Annotated in this window: 17 protein-coding genes; 9 read left to right on the top strand and 8 right to left on the bottom strand. The window is 65.4% G+C overall.

Annotation, left to right across the window (positions count from 1 at the left end; translation table 11 throughout):
- Nucleotides 1–148 precede the first annotated feature (148 nt).
- The 5 genes from PSEEN_RS15515 to PSEEN_RS15495 all read left to right on the top strand — a co-directional run bounded on the left by PSEEN_RS15515 (nt 149) and on the right by PSEEN_RS15495 (nt 7,751).
- Nucleotides 149–4,624, top strand: a complete 4,476-nt coding sequence (locus tag PSEEN_RS15515) for an NEL-type E3 ubiquitin ligase domain-containing protein (RefSeq protein ID WP_011534496.1) — start codon at nt 149–151, stop codon at nt 4,622–4,624.
- 207 nt (nt 4,625–4,831) lie between these two features.
- Nucleotides 4,832–5,392: a DUF4174 domain-containing protein gene (locus PSEEN_RS15510; RefSeq protein WP_011534495.1), complete on the top strand. Its 561-nt coding sequence runs from the start codon at nt 4,832–4,834 to the stop codon at nt 5,390–5,392.
- A 251-nt stretch (nt 5,393–5,643) separates the two neighbouring features.
- On the top strand, nt 5,644–6,138 hold the full coding sequence (locus tag PSEEN_RS15505) for an HvfA family oxazolone/thioamide-modified RiPP metallophore (RefSeq protein ID WP_011534494.1): 495 nt from the start codon (nt 5,644–5,646) through the stop codon (nt 6,136–6,138).
- Between the two features lie 67 nt (nt 6,139–6,205).
- Nucleotides 6,206–7,039: an HvfB family MNIO-type RiPP peptide maturase gene (locus PSEEN_RS15500; protein ID WP_011534493.1), complete on the top strand. Its 834-nt coding sequence runs from the start codon at nt 6,206–6,208 to the stop codon at nt 7,037–7,039.
- Complete coding sequence (locus tag PSEEN_RS15495) at nt 7,032–7,751, top strand: HvfC family RiPP maturation protein (RefSeq protein WP_011534492.1); 720 nt, start codon at nt 7,032–7,034, stop codon at nt 7,749–7,751. Before PSEEN_RS15500 ends, PSEEN_RS15495 begins: the two co-directional genes overlap by 8 nt.
- Nucleotides 7,752–7,868: 117 nt before the next feature.
- On the opposite strand, the gene PSEEN_RS15490 is transcribed toward PSEEN_RS15495, so the two are convergent.
- Nucleotides 7,869–8,825, bottom strand: coding sequence for a DMT family transporter (locus PSEEN_RS15490; RefSeq protein ID WP_011534491.1), 957 nt, complete (start codon nt 8,823–8,825; stop codon nt 7,869–7,871).
- Between the two features lie 101 nt (nt 8,826–8,926).
- Here PSEEN_RS15490 and PSEEN_RS15485 point away from each other — a divergent pair, with 101 nt between their 5' ends.
- The 3 genes from PSEEN_RS15485 to PSEEN_RS15480 all read left to right on the top strand — a co-directional run bounded on the left by PSEEN_RS15485 (nt 8,927) and on the right by PSEEN_RS15480 (nt 10,276).
- Nucleotides 8,927–9,811 carry a LysR substrate-binding domain-containing protein gene (locus PSEEN_RS15485; RefSeq protein WP_011534490.1) on the top strand — a complete coding sequence of 295 codons (885 nt, stop codon included), beginning with the start codon at nt 8,927–8,929 and terminating at the stop codon, nt 9,809–9,811.
- A 102-nt stretch (nt 9,812–9,913) separates the two neighbouring features.
- Nucleotides 9,914–10,057, top strand: coding sequence for a hypothetical protein (locus tag PSEEN_RS26685; protein ID WP_011534489.1), 144 nt, complete (start codon nt 9,914–9,916; stop codon nt 10,055–10,057).
- 21 nt (nt 10,058–10,078) lie between these two features.
- Nucleotides 10,079–10,276 carry a hypothetical protein gene (locus tag PSEEN_RS15480; RefSeq protein WP_011534488.1) on the top strand — a complete coding sequence of 66 codons (198 nt, stop codon included), beginning with the start codon at nt 10,079–10,081 and terminating at the stop codon, nt 10,274–10,276.
- Nucleotides 10,277–10,400: 124 nt separating this feature from the next.
- Here the strand turns inward: PSEEN_RS15480 and PSEEN_RS15475 are convergent, their stop codons facing one another.
- The 5 genes from PSEEN_RS15475 to PSEEN_RS15455 all read right to left on the bottom strand — a co-directional run bounded on the left by PSEEN_RS15475 (nt 10,401) and on the right by PSEEN_RS15455 (nt 14,845).
- A complete protein-coding gene (locus PSEEN_RS15475) occupies nt 10,401–11,555 on the bottom strand; it encodes a cysteine desulfurase family protein (RefSeq protein WP_044488215.1) in 1,155 nt (384 codons plus the stop codon).
- Nucleotides 11,556–11,726: 171 nt separating this feature from the next.
- Nucleotides 11,727–12,206, bottom strand: coding sequence for a DUF2269 family protein (locus tag PSEEN_RS15470; protein ID WP_011534486.1), 480 nt, complete (start codon nt 12,204–12,206; stop codon nt 11,727–11,729).
- A gap of 1 nt (nt 12,207) precedes the next feature.
- Nucleotides 12,208–13,335, bottom strand: coding sequence for a saccharopine dehydrogenase family protein (locus tag PSEEN_RS15465; protein WP_011534485.1), 1,128 nt, complete (start codon nt 13,333–13,335; stop codon nt 12,208–12,210).
- 131 nt (nt 13,336–13,466) lie between these two features.
- The gene (yecR, locus tag PSEEN_RS15460) at nt 13,467–13,775 is read right to left on the bottom strand and encodes a YecR family lipoprotein (protein WP_011534484.1); all 309 of its coding nucleotides are present in this window, start codon (nt 13,773–13,775) and stop codon (nt 13,467–13,469) included.
- 143 nt (nt 13,776–13,918) lie between these two features.
- Complete coding sequence (locus PSEEN_RS15455; protein WP_011534483.1) at nt 13,919–14,845, bottom strand: LysR family transcriptional regulator; 927 nt, start codon at nt 14,843–14,845, stop codon at nt 13,919–13,921.
- Between the two features lie 140 nt (nt 14,846–14,985).
- On the opposite strand from PSEEN_RS15455, the gene PSEEN_RS15450 reads away from it, so the two are divergent.
- A complete protein-coding gene (locus PSEEN_RS15450) occupies nt 14,986–16,215 on the top strand; it encodes an acyl-CoA dehydrogenase (RefSeq protein ID WP_011534482.1) in 1,230 nt (409 codons plus the stop codon).
- A 103-nt stretch (nt 16,216–16,318) separates the two neighbouring features.
- On the opposite strand, the gene PSEEN_RS15445 is transcribed toward PSEEN_RS15450, so the two are convergent.
- Both PSEEN_RS15445 and PSEEN_RS15440 read right to left on the bottom strand, forming a co-directional pair.
- Complete coding sequence (locus tag PSEEN_RS15445) at nt 16,319–17,731, bottom strand: purine-cytosine permease family protein (protein WP_011534481.1); 1,413 nt, start codon at nt 17,729–17,731, stop codon at nt 16,319–16,321.
- A gap of 388 nt (nt 17,732–18,119) precedes the next feature.
- Entirely contained in the window at nt 18,120–18,572 is a 453-nt protein-coding gene (locus PSEEN_RS15440; RefSeq protein ID WP_011534480.1) for an Lrp/AsnC family transcriptional regulator, read from the bottom strand.
- Between the last annotated feature and the right edge of the window lie 43 nt (nt 18,573–18,615).

Genomic DNA, 18,615 nt, shown 5'->3' with positions numbered 1-18,615 from the left:
AATCAAGCTGTCACTCAACACTTGGCCGCGTAGGTACCAACGCGGCGTGTTCGGGGGGGCGGCCTGCAAGGTGGGTGGTAATTAACTAGCCGATGTTGCACCAAGGCAGTGGATAGCCTCGTACGCCACTTTGACCTGGAGGTACGACATGGGCACTACTGCCAAGCAACCGGCAACGAGCGTCGACACGCTGGCCATCGAACAGGCGTATCAGGACCGGCTGATCGCCCGGCGCCTGCCGTCGTGGATGAGTGGGCTGACCCCGGCGCAGTTCAGCGTGTTGAGCGAGGCGCTGAAGACCAGCCTGGCCTGCCGGCAGGCGCTGGGCAAGGTGTTCGCACGCCTGCAGGGGATCGACGCGTTCACCCGGCCTCTGCTGCAGCAGGCGTTGGCCGAGCGTTACCAGGTCGATCACGCAGTTGACATGCTGTACCTGCGACGGCAGTACTTCCACCTGGCGAACGAAGGTGGCCTGGTCGCGGGGCGCTATCCCTTGCAGGGCACCGACGACTACGAGATACCGCTGCTCGAGGCGGCGTTGTGCAACTTCACCGTGCAGGAAACCGGCGTCGGTGGCCAGCCGCGCCGCAATGCCGTGGTCGATGCGGCAGGCAAGGGACTGGCGCGTCCCGGTGCGCTGGGGTTTGCCGCGCTGTGCCGTGAGCTGGACCTGGGCAAGCGTTACCAGGAGCACCTGGCCGGTGTACTGGACGCCGAGATCAACGGGCAGGGCGTCAAGTCGTTGCTCACCCAACTGCAGCGGGCCAACCTGTTGGTCGATGCCTGCAAGGCAAAGGTCGATGGCGTGCTGAGCGAGGCCGAACTGGCGCTGGTGACCGGCCTGTATCACGATGGCAAGCCGGGGTCGCTGGCGGGGGCGCCAGTCATCGCCAAGCAATTGCGGGCCTTCGGTTGCGACCTGCAGCAGATCGTCGTGCTGGATGTGATCGACAAGGGTTGGTTGCGCGATACCAGCAAGCGTGTGCTGGTGTACATCCCGGGTGACCCGCAGGGGCCCTGGAGTGCCTGTGATGACCTGGAGGCGTTTGCCCGACGGGTGCTGGGCATGCGTTTGCGCAAGGCCGAGTACCAGCGCTTCTTCCGACGTTTCGTGAAGCGTCGCGACAGCCAGCGCTTTTTCGCCAAGGTTGATGAGCGTTTGGGTGACGTGACCAACTGGGCCACCCGCGACCTGGATGAACACATGCAAGCCTACCCCGCTGCGTTGTTCGAGCACCTGGCCAGCGCCTGCATCGCACAGATCAAGGATGACGCCGCAGTGATCGCGCCACCGGTGGCGCAGCTCGATCGTGCGGTACAGGTTGCCCATGACAAGCAGCTGGTTGCCGAAGGCTGGACCTTACTGGGCCTGGCTGGGTTGTTCGTGCCGCAGATCGGCGCCGCGTTGCTGGCGGTGATGGCCTGGGACCTGTTGAAGGAAACGTTCCAGGCGGTCGAGGACTGGCAGGACGGCGATACCAAGGCGGCGCTCGACCATGCCCTGGCGGTTGGCAGGACCGTGGCCGTGGTGGGGGGTACCGTGGCGGGGGTGGCGGCGGTTCGCCGGGCCTGGCACCCGGTGGACGAACTGGTGGCGGCGCGTCTCGAGGATGGCAGTGAAAAGCTGTGGAATGGCGACCTGGTGCCCTTTCGCAGCGAGGCACCGCCTGCCGATGCGGTGATGGACGAGCAGGGTATCTTGCGCCAGGGCGACCGCCACTGGATCAACATGGAGGGGCACCATTATCCCGTGATTCAACGCGTTTCGGATGAGCAATGGCAATTGCGTCCACGCCAGGGGCATGGGCCGCTGCTGCGGCACAACACGGCGGGAGCCTGGCGAGTATGGGACGAGTCGCCACTGGAGTGGGAGGACCGCCACAGGATGTTCCGTCGCCTCGGTGGCGAGTTCGCCACGCTGGACGATGCGCGGATCGACCAGGCCCTGTTCATCCATGGCCTGGATGCCAGTCATTTGCGGGGCCTGCATGTGCTTGGCAGGCCTGCGCATGCCGAACTGCTCGACACGGTGAACCGCATGGCGCTGGCTGAGCGCATCCAGGGCCTGGCTGGCCAATTGCGTTCGGGAGCTGATATCACCGACCTGTCAATGCTGGCCGAGGCCAGGGCGTTGCCGGGTGCCGCACGGATGGATGACCAAGCGCTGGGGGAGCACCTCTGGGCCCGACGGCGCAACCTGCTGCAACGCCTGTACGACGAGCAATACCCACCCACCGATGCGACTCGGGTGCTGCAGCGCGACTTTGCCAGTCTGCATCGTGCCGCTGCCCAGGCGTTGCTCCGTGCAGCCCGCGACAGTGATCGGCAAGCCTTGGTCGAGCATGACCAGGTTCCCCTGGCGATGGCCCAGGCAGCCGCTACCCGAGTCAGGCGCATACGCATGGCCAGGGTGCTGGAGGCACTGGCCTTCGATACCCCGCAGAACCTCGACTTGGCGCGCGTGGTGCTGACCCTGCTCGGGAAAAAACCGGCCTCCACCACGGCGGTGCGCTGGCAGCTGTTCGATGGCGAGGCCAGCGAGCCGCTGCTGAGCACCGACGGTACAGGACGCGAACTGCACTTGGTCCATCGCGGCGGCGAGTTCGTGCTCAGGGAGAGGAACGGGAATGTGCTGGGCACACCGGGGGAACTGTTCGAAACACTGGCCCAGGGCTATTCCGTCGAGCAGCGTGCCGCGATGGCTATCGACGAGCCGTTCGCCGCGGGCTTGCGCACAGAGCTGGCACGCCAGACACCGGAGCAACGCCAGGCCGTTGCCGAGGCACTTGGCCTTGAGCGTCCAGCTACCTCGTTCCTGGCGCCGCAACGGCTCGATGATGGCCGCATCGGTTATCCGCTCAGCGGCTGGCGCCGCTGGCTCGGCCGCTCCAACAACAGGCCCAGGGCCCTGTCGGCCAGGTTGCGCGATTTGTACCCGGCCTTCAGCGATGCACAGATGCAGGGCTGGTTCGAACAGGTACAGCAGGCGGGGCGCTACGCCGATGCCGAACTGGGCGTGCTGGAGCAACAGCACGCCCTCCTGGCCAAGACCCTGAAGACCTGGCAGCGCAAGGCCTTCGCCACCACGGAGTGGGACGCCCGGCGCGAACTGGGACAGGGGCTTATGGACTGCTGGCGCTTCCTGATCCCGGAGCTTGCCAGTGGCGAGACCGTTGAGGGCGGGTACCTGCTGACCCAGACCGCCAGTCGCCTGCAGCAGCTACCGAGCATTCCCCCTCAGGTCAGCTTTCCTCATGTGTCGAGCCTGGCCCTACGCGCGATGCGGTTGCGCCTGATCCCGGACGACTTCCTGCGTGCGTTCCCTAACTTGCGCACGCTGGAGATCACCGGCTGCAAGTTGCAACAGCTGCCGTTGTCGCTGGCGCTGAACGAGCACCTGCAAGTGCTGGACCTGTCCAGTAACCGAATTACCCTGGATGCCGGGCAGACCCTGACCCTGATGGGCTGCAGGTCGTTGGTCTACCTCAACTTGTCGCACAACCCATTGCGCAGGTCGTTCTCGGTGCTTGGCATGCCCAAGCTCAACGCACTGCTGCTGGCCCAGACGCAGATCGACGACATGCCCTTCGGAGTTCTGCAGTTGCCCAGGCTGCATACGCTGGACTTGAGCGACAACGGCATCGCTACGCTGCCGGAGGGCCTGCATCAATCACGTCTGTGGCGCCGGGGCCGGGTGCTGATGTTCGGCAACCTGCTGGCGGCGAACGACCAGGCCGTGTCAGCGTGGCATGCCGTCACGGGCAGTCAGGTACCCATTCAACTACGCTGGCTCGACCTGGTGGAGCCTGAGGTACGCGATGAGATGGCGGCCGTCTGGAGCGATCTTGAAGGCCTGGAAGACTCCCGCGCCTTTTTTCATCTATTGGCTGAGTTGACGGGGTCGGCCGATTTCCAGGGCGATTTCAGTGCCCGCTATCTGGCCGATCGGGTGCGCCGAATGATGCTGGGTATGCAGAAACACGTCGAGTTGCGGCAAACGCTGTTCGACAACGCGGTGGTGACCCGTTGCGAAGACAGCGCCACCTTCCGCTTCAGCGACCTGGAAGTGCGCCTGAAGGTCTGGCGGGCCGAGCACGGCCAGTTGGCGGGCAATCGCGAGCAGGCGCTTGTGCATCTCGGTGGCCAGTTGTGGCGCTTGCAGAAGCTCGACGAACTGGCCTGGGCCCATGCCGAGGCCATGCCGACCGCCGGCGTGGAGTCGCTCGAAGTGGCGCTGGCCTATCGCCTTGACCTGCGAGACGAGCTGGACCTGCCGCTGGCCCTCGAGGGCATGCTCTACCGTGGGGTGGCCAACCTCACGCCCGCCGACATCGCCTGGGCACGCAACCGTATCGTCGCGGCCCAGACCGAGAACGCGATCACCGAATGGATGGTCGGGCTGGGGTTCTGGCGGCAGTACCTCGAAGGCGCCTTCGCCGAACGGCTGCGCGTGCCCCAGGCTTACCACGACGAGCTCGACGACCTGCTCGCCCTGAACGCGCCGGACTCCGCCATCGAACGGCTGCAGGCGCGGATCCGCCAGCGCGAGCACGACACCTTGCTGGCACTGACCCGCGAAGCCTTGACCCGGAGCGCGCGTACCTGGCAGGTCGCCCTGCACTGAAGCGCCTCGCGGGCAGTGGCGTTGGACTATGCTCAGGTCAGCCGTGGGCGGTTTCGCGGGGAGGCCGCGGCGGGTCAGGGGCGATCCGGTAATGGCCAGTTACCTTTCGCCTGACCACCTGTTTGATCAGGTGGTTTAGGCTCCCGCGTCGGATCTTTCTCCCTGATCCGCAGTCTTTGGTGTTATCGAGAGAACAAGGAGATACGCATGCTCGTTCGGTCATTGACCTTTGCCACCCTGATCGCCATCGCCGGGCCGCTGCTGGCCGCAGACAGTGACGCACCGCTGGCCAAGGAGCTGGGCAAGGCCAGGCCGCTGGTCATCATTGCCCCAAGCACGGCCGATCCGACCCTGCGTGGCCTGAACCAGGCGTTGGAGGACCCGGCCACCCGGGCGGGCTTCACCGAGCGCAACCTGGTGCTGTACAGCGTTGCCAACATGATGGGCAAGCGCGAGGACAAGAACCTCGAGCAGCAGGCCACCATGGCCCTGATCCGCGAGCTCAAGCTGGGTGCCAGCAAGGGCACCAAGGTGATCCTGGTGGGCAAGGATGGCGAGCGGCACATTCTCAAGGACGATGACAGCGGCGAGAAGATCGACCCGCAGGTGATCTTCAAGGCGGTCGATGAACTGCCCGCCAGCGAGAAAGCGGTCACGGCGCCGGAGCCGGTGGCCAGTGTCCCGGAGCCCGCGCCCAAGGAGAGCAAGCCCGGTAAATCGGCCAAGCCGGCCAAGCCCGCGGCGCCACCCAAACCGCTCGACGACTGATCACGCAGGCGACTGAGGCCATCGTGGAAGCGGGCTTGCCCCGCGATGGCTGCCCACCAGGCAGATTGTGCGCAGCTATTTGCGCTATCGCGGGGCAAACCCGCTGCCACGATGCTCAACTCCTTGTATCGCACTGTATCCAACGCTCGTCTTGTGCTGCTTTCATACAAAACCCGCTGCTGCGCGATACACCCGCGACACACCGCCCAGGCCAAATGGCTCCACTTTTCAACCACCCGTGGAGCTACACCATGAAAACCAAAACCACCCGTAATACGCTCGGCCTGCTCGGCGCCACCCTGCTCGGCGGCATGGTCCTGGGTAATTCCGCCTTCGCCGTGGAACCCCTGAGCCAGGGTTACCAACTGGCTTCGGCCAAGACACCTGGCGAGGGCAAGTGCGGTGAGGGCAAATGCGGCGCCAGTGCCAAGGCCGGCGCCGAGGGCAAGTGTGGCGAGGGCAAGTGTGGTGCCAGCGCCAAGGCCGGCACCGAGGGCAAATGCGGTGAAGGCAAGTGCGGCGACGCCTCGTTCGCGCGCACCGACAGCAATCACGACGGCAAGGTCTCGCGCGAGGAGTTCCTCGTGGTGGCCAAGGACCGCGCCGCTGACTTCGACAAGATCGACAGCAACCACGATGGCTTGATCTCCGAACAGGAAGCCGCCGACCACCTGGCGGCGATCTACAAGGCCAACGGCAAGGCGATGCCCGACGGGCTGTTCAGCCATCTGACCGGCAATTCCTGACCTGCACCCGACCGTGGCGCCGATATGCGCCACGGTCGGCCCGTCGCCTAGCTGGAGCCTTCCCATCATGATCGACACCCCGTTGCATACCGGGCTCGGCTTGCGCCGAGGCCTGCTGCCCGAACTGCTGGAGATGCAAGCGGGCGAGGTGGACTTCCTGGAGTGCGCCCCGGAAAACTGGATTGGCGTTGGCGGTGCCTTTGGCCAGAAACTTGAATGCCTGGCCGAGCGCTTTCCCATCGCCTGTCATGGCCTGTCCTTGTCGCTGGGCGGCACCGCGCCGCTGGACGAGGCGTTCCTTGGGCTCACCCGGCGCTTCCTCGACCGCCATCAGGTGAACCTGTACAGCGAGCACCTGAGCTATTGCAGTGACGATGGTCACCTCTACGACCTGCTGCCGATCCCGTTCACCGAAGAGGCTGTCCACCATGTGTCGGCACGCATCCGCCAGGCCCAGGATCTGCTGGGGCGGCGCATTGCGGTAGAGAACATCAGCTACTACGCCGCGCCGTACCAGGCCATGAGCGAACTGGACTTCATTCGCGCGGTACTCGATGAAGCCGATTGCGACTTGCTGCTGGACGTCAACAATGTCTTCGTCAATGCCTGCAACCATCGCTACGAGGCACATGCCTTCCTTGCGGGCATCCCACGCGAGCGAGTGGTGGGCATGCATGTGGCCGGCCACTACGACGAAGCGCCCGACCTCAAGGTCGACACCCACGGCGCGCCGGTCAAGGAGGATGTCTGGGCCTTGTTCGCCCGGGCTTGTGAACGGTTTGGCGCGCAGCCGACCGTGCTCGAACGTGACTTCAACTACCCGCCGCTGGCCGAGCTGCTGGCCGAAACGGCCCGTATTCGTGACCTGCAACAGCGCCATGGAGGGCCGCGCCATGGCTGATTCCCTGCGTGAGCAGCAGTTCACCCTGGCCCGGCACCTGCGCGACCCCGTTGCCAATCCACCGCCGCCGGGCATCGAGGCGCGACGCCTGGCGGTCTATCGTGAACTGTTCTTTGGCACTGTCGAAGGCTTGCTGGCCGGCAGTTTTCCGGTGTTGCGCAGTACCTTGGGGGAGGCGCGCTGGCAGGCGCGGGTGCAGGATTTCTACGCGCACTACCGCAGCCAGACCCCGCTGTTCAGCGAAGTCGCCACGGCGTTCATCGACTACCTGAAAGGGATCGAGCTCGATGCGCCCTGGCAGTTGGAGCTGGCGCATTACGAATGGATCGAGGCGCAGCTGTACCTGAGCGATGCCGAGGATCCGCCGCATGACCCCTTGGGGGACCTGCTCGACGGCGAGCCGCTGCTTTCGTGCGTGGCGCGGGTGTTGGCCTATCGCTGGCCGGTGGAGCGCATCGGGCAGGATTTCCAGCCAGTCGAGCCGCCCGGGGCACCGACCTTGTTGCTGGTCTATCGCGACGCGGGGCTGCAGGTGCGATTCGCCCGGGTGGCGCCGATGGCCTGGCAACTGTTGATGGGGCTGCCGGGCAGCGGGCGTGAGCGCTTGCGGGCACTGGGTAATGATGAGGTGCAGCGCCAGGGCTTGATGCTGCTGGAGCAACTACGCGACCAGAGCATCATCGTCGGAACCCGCCGAGGCCCCACGGCGTAATTGGGAGCGACTGTCTTGCACAATGCTCGGGATTTACGCGATTCCCCGTGGGAGCGTGCAAGATTTGAGGGGGCTCGCAGCTCTGTACCCTATGCGACAGCGCGGTCCTGGGGGTAACTACGCCGCCGCTTCTTCGGCCGAGGAGGAAGGGGCTTCCTTCTTCGCCGGCTTCAACCGCGAAACCCCGAACAGTACCAGCGCCAACCCGGCCACCTGGTACAGCGAGATCTCCTCGTTGAGGATCGCCCACGACGCCAGCACCGTCAGCACTGGCCCCAGGTTGCCCACCGCCGCCGTGTGGGTCGGCCCCAGGCGCTGGATCGCCAGGGCCACCCAGTAGATCGGCAGCACCGTGGAAAACAGCGCCATCAACGCTGCGTACATCCATACCGCACTCGGCAGTTGCAGCAGGGGTGCAACGTCCGCCACCAACAGGTAATGGCCCAGCACCATCAACGACGACGCCGTGCCGCATAACCCGGCCAGGCGCATCGAACCCATGCGTTTGAGCATCGCCCCGGTGCCCGAGTAGTACAGCGCGTAGGTCACCGCGCTGGCGAACACCCACAGCGAACCGAGGATCACCTGGCTGCCGACACCCGAGCTGGCGATGTCATGGACGAAGGCAATACCCAGCCCCAGGTAGCACAGGCCCATGGCCGCCAGCGTGCGCAGGGTGGGGCGCTCGCGCTGGGCGACGGCCTGGATCAGCAGCACCAGGGTCGGGTAGGTGAACAGGATCAGCCGCTCCAGCCCGGCGCTGATGTACTGCAACCCATAGAAGTCGAAAAGGCTCGCCAGGTAGTAACCGAACAGCCCGAGCAGGGCCACGCGCAGCCCGTCGCTCAACGTCAGCGGCGCGCCGCCCTGGCGACGACTGGACCACACCAGCCAGTCGAACAGCGGCAACGACAGGGCCATGCGCAAGGCCAGCAGGCTGATGGCATCCACCGAACCTGCGGCATAGGCGAGCTTGACGAAGATGGCCTTGAAGCTGAAACCCAGTGCCGCGAGCACGGCATAGAGGCTGCCGTTGGCGAGGGCGCGTTGTAGCGGGGCGGGCAGGTGGGTCATGGCGAATCCGATGCAGGTGAGGGCGTGGCTTATTCTGAATAGAAGGTTGTCGCGCTAGAATCGCTTTTTCTCGAACGTAGCGTTCTGATTTGGAGAAGCCCGTGCACTTCGACCTGACCGATCTGCGCCTGATCGCCGCCATCGCCAGCAGCGGCAGCCTGAGCAAGGCTGCGGCGACCTTCCCGGTGGCGGTGTCGGCGGCCAGCACCCGTCTGCGCCTGTTCGAGGAGCGCAGCGGCCTGGCCCTGTTCATCCGCAAGGCTGATGGCATGCAGCTCACACCGGCCGGGCGGCTGGTGCTGGAGGCGGCGCGTGGTGTGCTGGGCGAGGCGCAGAAGCTGCAGGACACGATGCGGGAACTGGCCGGCCAACGGCGCATCACGCTCCATGTGGCAGCCTCGACCGTGACCAACAGCACGTTGCTGCCGGCGGTGTTGGGGCCGTTCCTGGCGGACTATCCGGAGGTCGACCTGCAACTGGTCGAGCACAAGAGCGTCGATGTGTTGCGGGTGGTGCTGGGCGGGGAGTGCGAGATTGGTGTGTACGACGGCAACCTGGTCAACGACGGCGTGGTCTCGCTGCCGTTTCGCACCGAACGCCTGGTGTTGCTGGTGCCCGTCGATCATCCCTTGGCCGGGCGTGGCCAGTTGCGTCTCGGCGATGCCCTGGGCTATCCCTTCGTCTGCCTGCCGCCCGAGCGGGCCATGCAGCGTTTCGTCGAAGAGCTGGCGATGAACCTGGCCATGCCGTTGAAGGTGCGGGTGCGTGCGCCGAGCTTCGAGGCCATCGCCCAGCTGGTGGCCCAGCATGCGGGCATCGCCATGCTGCCGGAAACCGCGGCGCTGCGCGCCCAGCAGGAGCTGGCGGTGTGTCCGGTGGCGCTGGAGGAGCGTTGGGCGACCCTGGAACTGCGCATTTGCTTCCGTGGCTGGGAGGCGCTGAGCTCGCATGGGCGGCAGTTGGTGAGTTTTCTGTCCGGGCAGTGAAGGACGGCTGGTGGCAATGTGCAGCTAGTACACCAGCCCTAGGGTCAAGCCGGGGCAACCGGCCGATAATCGACACGCTTTCCCCAACAAGGAGCGTTCACGATGATCGAGGTTGAACAAGCGCTGCAGGAACTGGATGAAGCGCAGATCGAAGCGGTGGCCGGAGGCGGGCAGCGCCCGGGCGACCCGCCACCGCAGTTTCCCGAATGGCCCGAAGAACTGTTCGGTTCGCGCGCCGGTTGCTGACTCAACAATGGAGCGATACCCATGTCGATTGAAGATTCGCGCATGCTGCGTGTGCTTGATCCAGAGGAATTGGAGCGAGTTGCCGGCGGCACCGATGCGACCATCATGCCGGTGATGCCGCCGGTGTATCCGAAGCCTGACGTTCCGCCACCGCACCTGCCACGTTATCCCGAGGTACCCCCGCCCAACGACATCGAAGGGCCGATAATCCGGTTCTGAGGTGTTCCTGTAGGAGCGGCTTTAGCCGCGATGCAGGCAACGCGGTGCCTGGCACCCGCTGTGCGGGTGATCGCGGCTGAAGCCGCTCCTACAGAGCTCAAATCAGGTCAATGGGGGACGTTTGTTACCACAAGGCAACCGACCCCGCCGCAATCACTCGGCCAAACACTTCGACCGCCTTGTCCACATCCTGTTCTGTGGTGTAGCGCCCGATGCTCAGCCGCACGCTGTTGCGTGCCTGCGCCTCGCTGAGCCCCAGGGCCAGCAGCACATGGGAGGCACTGTTGGCGGCCGAGTTGCACGCCGAGGTGGTCGACAGCGCCAGCTCGCCGGCCAGCGCGTTGCTGTTGAACCCCTTGGCGTCGATGCACAGGTTCAGGGTGTGGGCAATGCGCTGCGTCGGACAGCCATTGAGGCGCACCCCTGGCAACCCCAGCAAGCCATCACGCAATCTGTCGCTCAGGCGTTGCAGGCGTGCATGCTCGCCATCGCCCGGCTGGCCGGCCAGGGCAAACGCGCTGCCCATGCCGACGATCTGGTGGGTGGCCAGGGTGCCGGAGCGCAGCCCGCGCTCATGGCCGCCGCCGTGCATCTGCGCGCGCAACAGCGGGTGGGCACGGGCGCCGACGAACAGGGCGCCGATGCCCTTGGGGCCATAGGCCTTGTGTGCCGAGAACGACATCAGGTCCACGGGTTGCCGGGCCAAGTCGATCAGCACCTTGCCAACGGCCTGGGCGGCATCCACATGCAGCAGCGCGCCGTGTGCACGCACCCGCGCGCCAATGCTGGCGAAATCGGTGATCGTGCCCAGTTCGTTGTTCACCGCCATCAGCGACACCAGGCGTGTTTCGGCGCGCAACGCCGCCTGCACGGCCTCGGCTTGGATCAGGCCCCGGGCGTCCGGCGCCAGGCGGGTCACCGCCCAGCCCAGGCGTTCGAGTTCGGCGGCGGTGTCGAGTACTGCCTTGTGTTCGAGCTGGCTGGTGATCAGGTGGCCAGGTTTATCAAAACCCTGGGCGATGCCTTTGAGGGCGAGGTTGTTGGACTCGGTGGCGCCGGAGGTCCACACCAGCTCGTCGGGCTGCGCACCGATCTGTTCAGCCACCTGGCAACGTGCCTGCTCCACGGCCTCGCGGGCAGCCTTGCCATGGGCGTGGCCGCTGGAGGCCGGGTTACCGAAATTCGCTTCACGGCCCAGGCAGGCCATCATGGCTTCGATGACCCGGTCGTCGACCGGAGTGGTGGCGGCGTAGTCGAAATACAAAGGTGCGGTGGGCATGATCGCGCGTGTCCGTGCAGGGGCGCCGACAGCCGGTGCCCATGTGTGAAATCCTACTGGCACGCCTGGAGGAAGGTTTTTTCTTTTTGACGATTGATGGCGAAATTGGAGATAAACATTTCTAGTTAGGCCGATTTTGTAGGAATTTTTCCCCAGGCTAATTACAAGGCATCAAAACCATTCCCAAGGCGCTTGCTTGAAAACCATCACCACCACCATCAGGAACATCCCGGCAAACCCGGCGACCCCCATCCACATCCACCCGCGGTACAGCCGTTGGTAGGTGGCGCCCAGCGCAGCACCCGTTGCCGCCGCCCCGGCAGCCAGGGCCTGCATGCGCATTTGCAGCCACAGCACCGGCAACCACAGTGCCCCGACGGCAAAGAAAATCAGCAAGGCCGCGCGCAACCAGCCGGCGCTCCAGTCCATGCCCGCCAGCCTGGCCATGCCGATGCCGGTGAGCAACTGCAGGACCCCGGCCGGCGTGGTGATCCAGGCATCGAAGCGCACCACCATCCGCGCCACGGCCGCGATGACCCGCGCATCGCCGGTACGGTGGGCGGCGATCAGGTACAGGTAGGAGCCCATGCCGAAGCCGAACAGGAACACGGCGGCGATCACATGCAGGTATTTGAGCAGCAGGTAGTCCATGTCAGTGGCGCCCGTGCTGGAAGCCGACGCTGAAGCGCACCTGGTCGGGTGCACCGATGGCGGCCAGGTATTCTTCGACACTGATCTCGCCTACGCAGGGGCGGGCACCCGGGGTGGGTACATAACCCTCGACCACCTTGGCCATCAGCGCCACCGAGGCGCAGCTGGGGATCTGCGGGCCCTTGTCGTCGAGGGCGCTGACCTGGGCCTGCATGCGCAGCGGCTGGCCGTGGCCATCGACGCCACGCACATCCAGGTACATGGCGCTCTTGCCGTCGCCCCAGCGCTCGAAGCGCCCACCCCATCGGTGCAGGCGCCGCGCCCAGGGCCGCGGGTCGCGCACCAGCCCGTACTTGACCAGCAGCGCCAGTGCCGCGTTGGCCAGGCCGCCGAGCATCAGCCCGGAACCGGCCTTGAACGCCAGGGTGCGGGCACCGTAGCGGCTGGCGAAGATGTCCATGTCCGGCACGTCGACGTTGTTCAGCAGGCGCCAGCCCAGCCCCGGCAGGTGACGCACCTGCAGCCCCAGCCAGCCGTCGACGTCGCAGGGTTGGCCATCGCGCCATTGGCGGATCGGCCGCCCGGCGTAGGCGAGCACGCCTTCGATGGTGGACAGCCCGGGCATCTTCGCCGACGAGGAAATGCCATGCTCGATCACGTCGATGCGGCTGAAGTGTTGGCGTTGTTCATCGAGAATCGCCGAGGACAGGCTTGGCACCGAGCTGCAACCACTGAGCACGGCGACACCGGCTTGCCGCGCCTGGGCGTCCAGGCAGCCGATGCCATTGACGAACACCCGGCAATCGGCCAGGTCGCAGTAGCTGACGCCGGCCGCGATGCAGGCTTGCGCGACACTGTATGGCTGGCCCTGGAACGGGCCGCCGGTGTGGATTACCCAGTCGATCGTCAGCTGGCGCAAGGCCTCGGCGAAGCCGGGGGCCATGGCATCGCCGCACCAAGTGCCTTGAAGCGAGGCGTTGGGGCCGGCCAATGCGTGTCCGAGGCCTTCAAGTGAAGCGGCATTGCGCCCGGCGATGACCAGTTGCACGCCCGGCATCTGGTTCAAGTGCTGGCTGATGATGCGACCGAAGTTGCCGTAGGCGCCGATCACCAGAATCCTGAGGGCCATGTTCCATTCCTTGTGCCGTGAATCCGAAAAGCCCGTCTCAGGGCGGCGCAAGGGTTACCGAAAGGCCATGGCAATGCAAGCGGGGCAAGGTGCGGGAGCCCATGCAGCCGGCCCCCGCGATGGGGAAGGGGTCATTTCTGGCAGAGGTAGTCCTGGGTGACCGTGGTTTGCAGACAGTTGAACTGGCCCATGGTGCGGCAGATGCTCTTTTCGCTGCCGGTGATTTCCGCGTTGCGATAACCCCAGGTCTTGCAGCGCGCAGTGGCGACCTGCAGGCCCTGGGCCGCGTCGCTCTGGCCGCTTTCGAACTGGCCCTGTTCGTAGGAGACCTGCACCAGGCCGTCGTTCTTGCTGCCGCCGGTGGCTTCCCACTGTTTGGGGGTGGCGCAGCCGTTGAGGAGCAGTGCGGCGAGGGTGAGTGTGGCGAGGGTTGTCTTCATGTCGGCAGGGTCCTTTGCAGGGCTCGGGCAGAAGGCGCCGGGCCACGTGTCACATAAGGGAGAACGCCGTCGACGGTAGCATGGGCCCAGGCGCTGGCCGATAGCACGGGTGTGCTAGCGGCTGTTCGCCATCATTGCAATGTTCAGGCGTTTTCCAGCGCCTGCTCGTCCTGCACCACCACCCGTTCGCACAACTCGATGATCTGCTCGCGCATCCAGCGGTTGGCCGGGTCCTGGTCGGTGCTTTCGTGCCAGTAGAGGTGGGTTTCCAGTGGCGGTACCTCCACTGGCAGCGGTTGATGGCGCAACTGGTGGCGGCGGGCGAAGCGCTCGGGCACGGTCATCACCATGTCGGTCTGCTGCAGCACCTGCGAGGCCATCAGGTAGTGCTGCGAACGCAGGGCGACGCGGCGCTGCACGCCCATCTTGCCCAGGGCCAGGTCGACATAGCCCAGGCCGTTGCGGCGGCTGGAGATGTGGATGTGGGTCATGCCCAGGTAAGTGTCGAGGGTCAGCTTGTGCTCGGCCAGCGGGTGGCCGGGGCGCATGGCGCAGACGTAGCGGTCCTGCATGAGCTTGACGTGGCGCACCTGCGGGTCGGTGTTCAGCGGCGCGTCCACGGCGAAGTCCAGGCGCCCGGCGGCCAGCTCCTTGGTGGTCTCGCGGCGTTTGCACAGGAAGCTTTCGATCACCAGCGCCGGGGCCAGCCGGCGCAGGCGCTGGAACAACGGCGGCAGGATCACCGCCTCGGTGAGGTCGGTCATGCTGATGCGGAAGGTCTTGCTGGCCTGCAGCGGGGTGAATATGCGGCTTTCCTGCACCGAGGTGCGCAGCAGCGTCAGCGCGCTGCGCACCGGGCCGATGATGTTCTGCGCCATGGGCGTGGGCACCATGCCCTGGGCGGTACGCACGAACAGCGGGTCGTTGAAGGTCTCGCGCAGGCGCGACAGGGCATTGGACACTGCCGGCTGGGTGATGCCGACGATCTGCCCGGCGCGGGTCAGGTTGGCTTCGGTGTAGATGGCGTCGAAGACGATGAACAGGTTGAGGTCGACCTTGCTGAGGTTCATGGGCGCCGCTCTTTGTTGGAGTTATCGGCCGATCATATATCGGTTATGAATGTTTATACACGTAGAAAATAGACTAGGTGGATGACGGGCGGCTGTTCTAGGCTCAGGCCCATGTTCTTCATTGACGGAAGGTAGCCCCGATGGATTTCGCCTATTCGCCCAAGGTCCAGGCACTGCGCGAGCGCGTCAGCGCTTTCATGGATGCATACGTCTACCCGGCCGAGCCGGTGTTCGAGCGCCAGGTCGCCGAGGGCGACCGCTGGCAACCCACCGCCATCGTCGAGGAGCTCAAGGCCAAGGCTCGCGCCGAAGGCCTGTGGAACCTGTTCCTGCCCGAGTCGGAATATGGCGCGGGGCTGACCAACCTCGAGTATGCGCCGCTGGCCGAGATCATGGGCCGCTCGCTGCTGGGCCCGGAGCCGTTCAACTGCTCGGCGCCGGACACCGGCAACATGGAAGTGCTGGTGCGCTACGGCAGCGAGGCGCAGAAGCGCCAGTGGCTCGAGCCGCTGCTGCGCGGCGAGATCCGCTCGGCGTTCGCCATGACCGAGCCGGACGTGGCCTCCTCGGACGCCACCAACATGGCCGCCACCGCCGTGCGCGACGGTGACCAGTGGCTGATCAACGGCCGCAAGTGGTGGACCTCCGGCGCCTGCGACCCGCGCTGCAAGGTGATGATCTTCATGGGCCTGTCCAACCCGGATGGCCAGCGCCACCAGCAGCACTCGATGATCCTGGTGCCCACCGACACACCGGGGGTGAAGATCGTCCGCCCGCTGCCGGTGTTCGGCTACGACGACGCCCCCCACGGCCACGCCGAGGTGCTGTTCGAGAATGTGCGTGTGCCCTATGAAAACGTGATCCTCGGCGAGGGCCGCGGTTTCGAGATCGCCCAGGGGCGCCTCGGCCCGGGCCGCATCCACCACTGCATGCGCTCGATCGGCATGGCCGAGCGCGCCCTGGAGCTGATGTGCAAGCGCTCGGTGGAGCGCACCGCGTTCGGCCGGCCGCTGGCGCGCCTGGGCGGCAACATCGACAAGATCGCCGACTCGCGCATGGAGATCGACATGGCGCGGCTGTTGACCCTCAAGGCCGCGTACATGATGGACACTGTCGGCAACAAGGTGGCGCGCAGCGAGATCGCCCAGATCAAGGTGGTGGCGCCGAATGTCGCGCTGAAGGTGATTGACCGGGCCATCCAGATACATGGCGGGGCGGGGGTGAGCGGTGATTTCCCGTTGGCCTACATGTACGCCATGCAGCGCACCCTGCGCCTGGCCGATGGGCCGGATGAAGTGCACCGGGCGGCGATCGGCAAGTACGAAATTGGCAAGTACGTGCCGAAGGAGATGCTGCGCAGCAGTCATTGACCTGGCAGAAAACCCGCTTTGGCGGGTTTTTTGTTGCGCCGGCAAGCAGGTTCCTACAGGCCCGTATCTGACCTGTAGGAGCCGGCTTGCCGGCGAAGAGCCGTCAGGCCGCAGCCGCCAGCTTCGCGCTCACCTGGCGACGACGATACGCGCTGTCCCGGCTGGCCAGCCACCAGTACAGCGGCGAGGTGATCGCCAGGCCCACCAGCCACGACAGGTCGGCGCCATTGATGTGCGCGGACACCGGCCCGACATACAGCGGCGTGTTCATGAACGGGATCTGCACCGCGATGCCCACCGCATAGGCGATCAGCGCCTGCGGGTTGTAGCGCCCGTAGATGCCGCCGTCGACCTTGAAGATCGACTGGATGTCGTAGTCGCCTTTATGAATGACATAGAAGTCGATCAGGTTGATCGCCGTCCACGGCACCAGCACCACCAATAGCACCAGCACCATGTCGACGAAGTGGCCGATGAAGTCCGCCGAGGCGAACACCGCCACCACGCAGCAGGCGGCCAGGACAATCAGCGACAGCACGGCACGGCTCTTGGCGGTGGGGATCCAGCGGTAGGCGAAGGTCTGCACCAGGGTGATGATCGACAGCACCGCGCCATACAGGTTGAGCGCGTTGTGGCTGATCACGCTGAGCAGGAACAGCACCAGCATGATCGGACCCAAGGTTCCGGTGGCCAACTTCACGGCGTCCATGGTGTCCATGCCGGCCGGGATCGCCAGCACCGCGACCGCACCGAAGATGAACGACAGGCTCGAACCCAGGGCCGAGCCCAGGTAGGTGGTCCAGAAGGTCGAGGACACCTTCACGTCGGCCGGCAGGTAGCGCGAGTAGTCCGACACGTAGGGCGCGAAGGCGATCTGCCACAGCGCCGCCAGCGACACGGTGGCCAGCCAGCCGGCCAGGTTGAAGCCGCCGCGGGTGAGGAAGTCGTCGCTCTGCACGTGGCTGAAGATGTAGCCGAACCCGACCACGATACCGATGCCCAGCACCCAGGTGCCGATGCGGTTGAGCACGTGGATGAAGCGGTAGCCGATGATGCCGATGATCCCCGAACCCAGGGCGCCGACGACGATGCCTGCCGACACCGGCACGGCTTCGACCACCCCGTGCAGCGACTTGCCGGCCAGGACGATGTTGGAGGCGAAGAAGCCGATGTACATGACCCCGGCGATCACCACCACCAGCAGCGCGCCGAGCGAGCCGAACTGGGCGCGGCTCTGGATCATCTGGGGGATGCCCATCTGCGGACCCTGGGCCGAGTGCAGCGCCATGAGCACGCCGCCGACCAGGTGGCCGACGAGGATCGCGACGATGCCCCAGACCAGGTTCAGGTGGAACAGCTGCACGCCCAGCGCGCCGGTGACGATGGGCAACGGCGCGATGTTGCCGCCGAACCACAGTGTGAACAGATCCCTTACCTTTCCATGGCGGTCTTGCGGCGGCACGTAGCCGATCGTGTGTTTCTCGATGAGGGGTGCCGAATTGGCTGCACTGGTCATGACTGACTCCAAGGCAAGGAGGGGCAACCGCGGGTGCCCGGGGGCGTGCCGGCAAAGGGCGACGCGTTCTTGTTGGAGCGATGATGGGGGGCGGGCGGGGAAGGGGAAATTAGTAAATTTGTGCTCATGGGCCTTAAAAAACCTAAGGCTGGTGGGAGGTCAAGCGGTGGACGGCAGCAAGGAAGGTGCCAGGTGGCGCAAGGCCCTGAAACCGCTGGGTTGCAGAGGTGTCAGGTGGTATTGGGGGCGCAGCGGTGGTGCACAGTGAGCATTACTGAAGCACAAAATTGTATTGCCTGGGCTGGCCCATTCGCCGGCAAGCCGGCTCCTACCGAGGTTTGCGTTGCCTCCGTAGGAGCCGGCTTGCCGGCGAACCAGGCGCTGCCCTTTACATCGGCAACAACCGATCCTGGATCACCTCTTTCATGACCAGCGTCGAGCTCAGCCGCTTTACGTTGGGAATGCTGGTCAATTGCTCGTCATAGAGCTTCTGGAACGCCGGCAGGTCCTTGGCCACCACGTGCAGCAGGTAGTCCGGGTCGCCGAACAGCCGTTGCGCCTCGACGATCTGCGGGATCTCGCTCACCGCCGCCTCGAAGTCCGCCACCGGCTGGCGGGTCACCTCGCGCAGGGTCACGAACACCAGCGCGGCGAAGTTCAGGCCCAGGGCGGCGGGCGCCAGGCGCGCGTGGTAACCGAGGATCGCGCCGGATTCTTCCAGCGCCTTGAGCCGCCGATGGCAGGGCGACAGGCTCAAGCCCACGCGTTCGGCCAGTTCGGTCACCGACAGGCGCCCGTCTTTTTGCAGCTCGGCAAGGATCTTTCGATCGGTTCTGTCCATGGGGGAAGAATCTTCCAGGTTCTTGGGTGGTTACGGGAATATA

Source organism: Pseudomonas entomophila L48 (assembly GCF_000026105.1).
Lineage (GTDB): Bacteria > Pseudomonadota > Gammaproteobacteria > Pseudomonadales > Pseudomonadaceae > Aquipseudomonas > Aquipseudomonas entomophila.
This window is presented reverse-complemented; position numbering and strand designations above follow the sequence as displayed.

What these genes read in the sequence shown, in the direction of transcription:
- PSEEN_RS15515 (WP_011534496.1), top strand. Translation starts at nt 149, where the DNA reads ATGGGCACTACTGCCAAGCAACCGGCAACGAGCGTCGACACGCTGGCC.
- PSEEN_RS15510 (WP_011534495.1), top strand. Translation starts at nt 4,832, where the DNA reads ATGCTCGTTCGGTCATTGACCTTTGCCACCCTGATCGCCATCGCCGGG.
- PSEEN_RS15505 (WP_011534494.1), top strand. Translation starts at nt 5,644, where the DNA reads ATGAAAACCAAAACCACCCGTAATACGCTCGGCCTGCTCGGCGCCACC.
- PSEEN_RS15500 (WP_011534493.1), top strand. Translation starts at nt 6,206, where the DNA reads ATGATCGACACCCCGTTGCATACCGGGCTCGGCTTGCGCCGAGGCCTG.
- PSEEN_RS15495 (WP_011534492.1), top strand. Translation starts at nt 7,032, where the DNA reads ATGGCTGATTCCCTGCGTGAGCAGCAGTTCACCCTGGCCCGGCACCTG.
- PSEEN_RS15490 (WP_011534491.1), bottom strand. Translation starts at nt 8,825, where the DNA reads ATGACCCACCTGCCCGCCCCGCTACAACGCGCCCTCGCCAACGGCAGC.
- PSEEN_RS26685 (WP_011534489.1), top strand. Translation starts at nt 9,914, where the DNA reads ATGATCGAGGTTGAACAAGCGCTGCAGGAACTGGATGAAGCGCAGATC.
- PSEEN_RS15480 (WP_011534488.1), top strand. Translation starts at nt 10,079, where the DNA reads ATGTCGATTGAAGATTCGCGCATGCTGCGTGTGCTTGATCCAGAGGAA.
- PSEEN_RS15475 (WP_044488215.1), bottom strand. Translation starts at nt 11,555, where the DNA reads ATGCCCACCGCACCTTTGTATTTCGACTACGCCGCCACCACTCCGGTC.
- PSEEN_RS15470 (WP_011534486.1), bottom strand. Translation starts at nt 12,206, where the DNA reads ATGGACTACCTGCTGCTCAAATACCTGCATGTGATCGCCGCCGTGTTC.
- PSEEN_RS15465 (WP_011534485.1), bottom strand. Translation starts at nt 13,335, where the DNA reads ATGGCCCTCAGGATTCTGGTGATCGGCGCCTACGGCAACTTCGGTCGC.
- yecR (WP_011534484.1), bottom strand. Translation starts at nt 13,775, where the DNA reads ATGAAGACAACCCTCGCCACACTCACCCTCGCCGCACTGCTCCTCAAC.
- PSEEN_RS15455 (WP_011534483.1), bottom strand. Translation starts at nt 14,845, where the DNA reads ATGAACCTCAGCAAGGTCGACCTCAACCTGTTCATCGTCTTCGACGCC.
- PSEEN_RS15450 (WP_011534482.1), top strand. Translation starts at nt 14,986, where the DNA reads ATGGATTTCGCCTATTCGCCCAAGGTCCAGGCACTGCGCGAGCGCGTC.
- PSEEN_RS15445 (WP_011534481.1), bottom strand. Translation starts at nt 17,731, where the DNA reads ATGACCAGTGCAGCCAATTCGGCACCCCTCATCGAGAAACACACGATC.
- PSEEN_RS15440 (WP_011534480.1), bottom strand. Translation starts at nt 18,572, where the DNA reads ATGGACAGAACCGATCGAAAGATCCTTGCCGAGCTGCAAAAAGACGGG.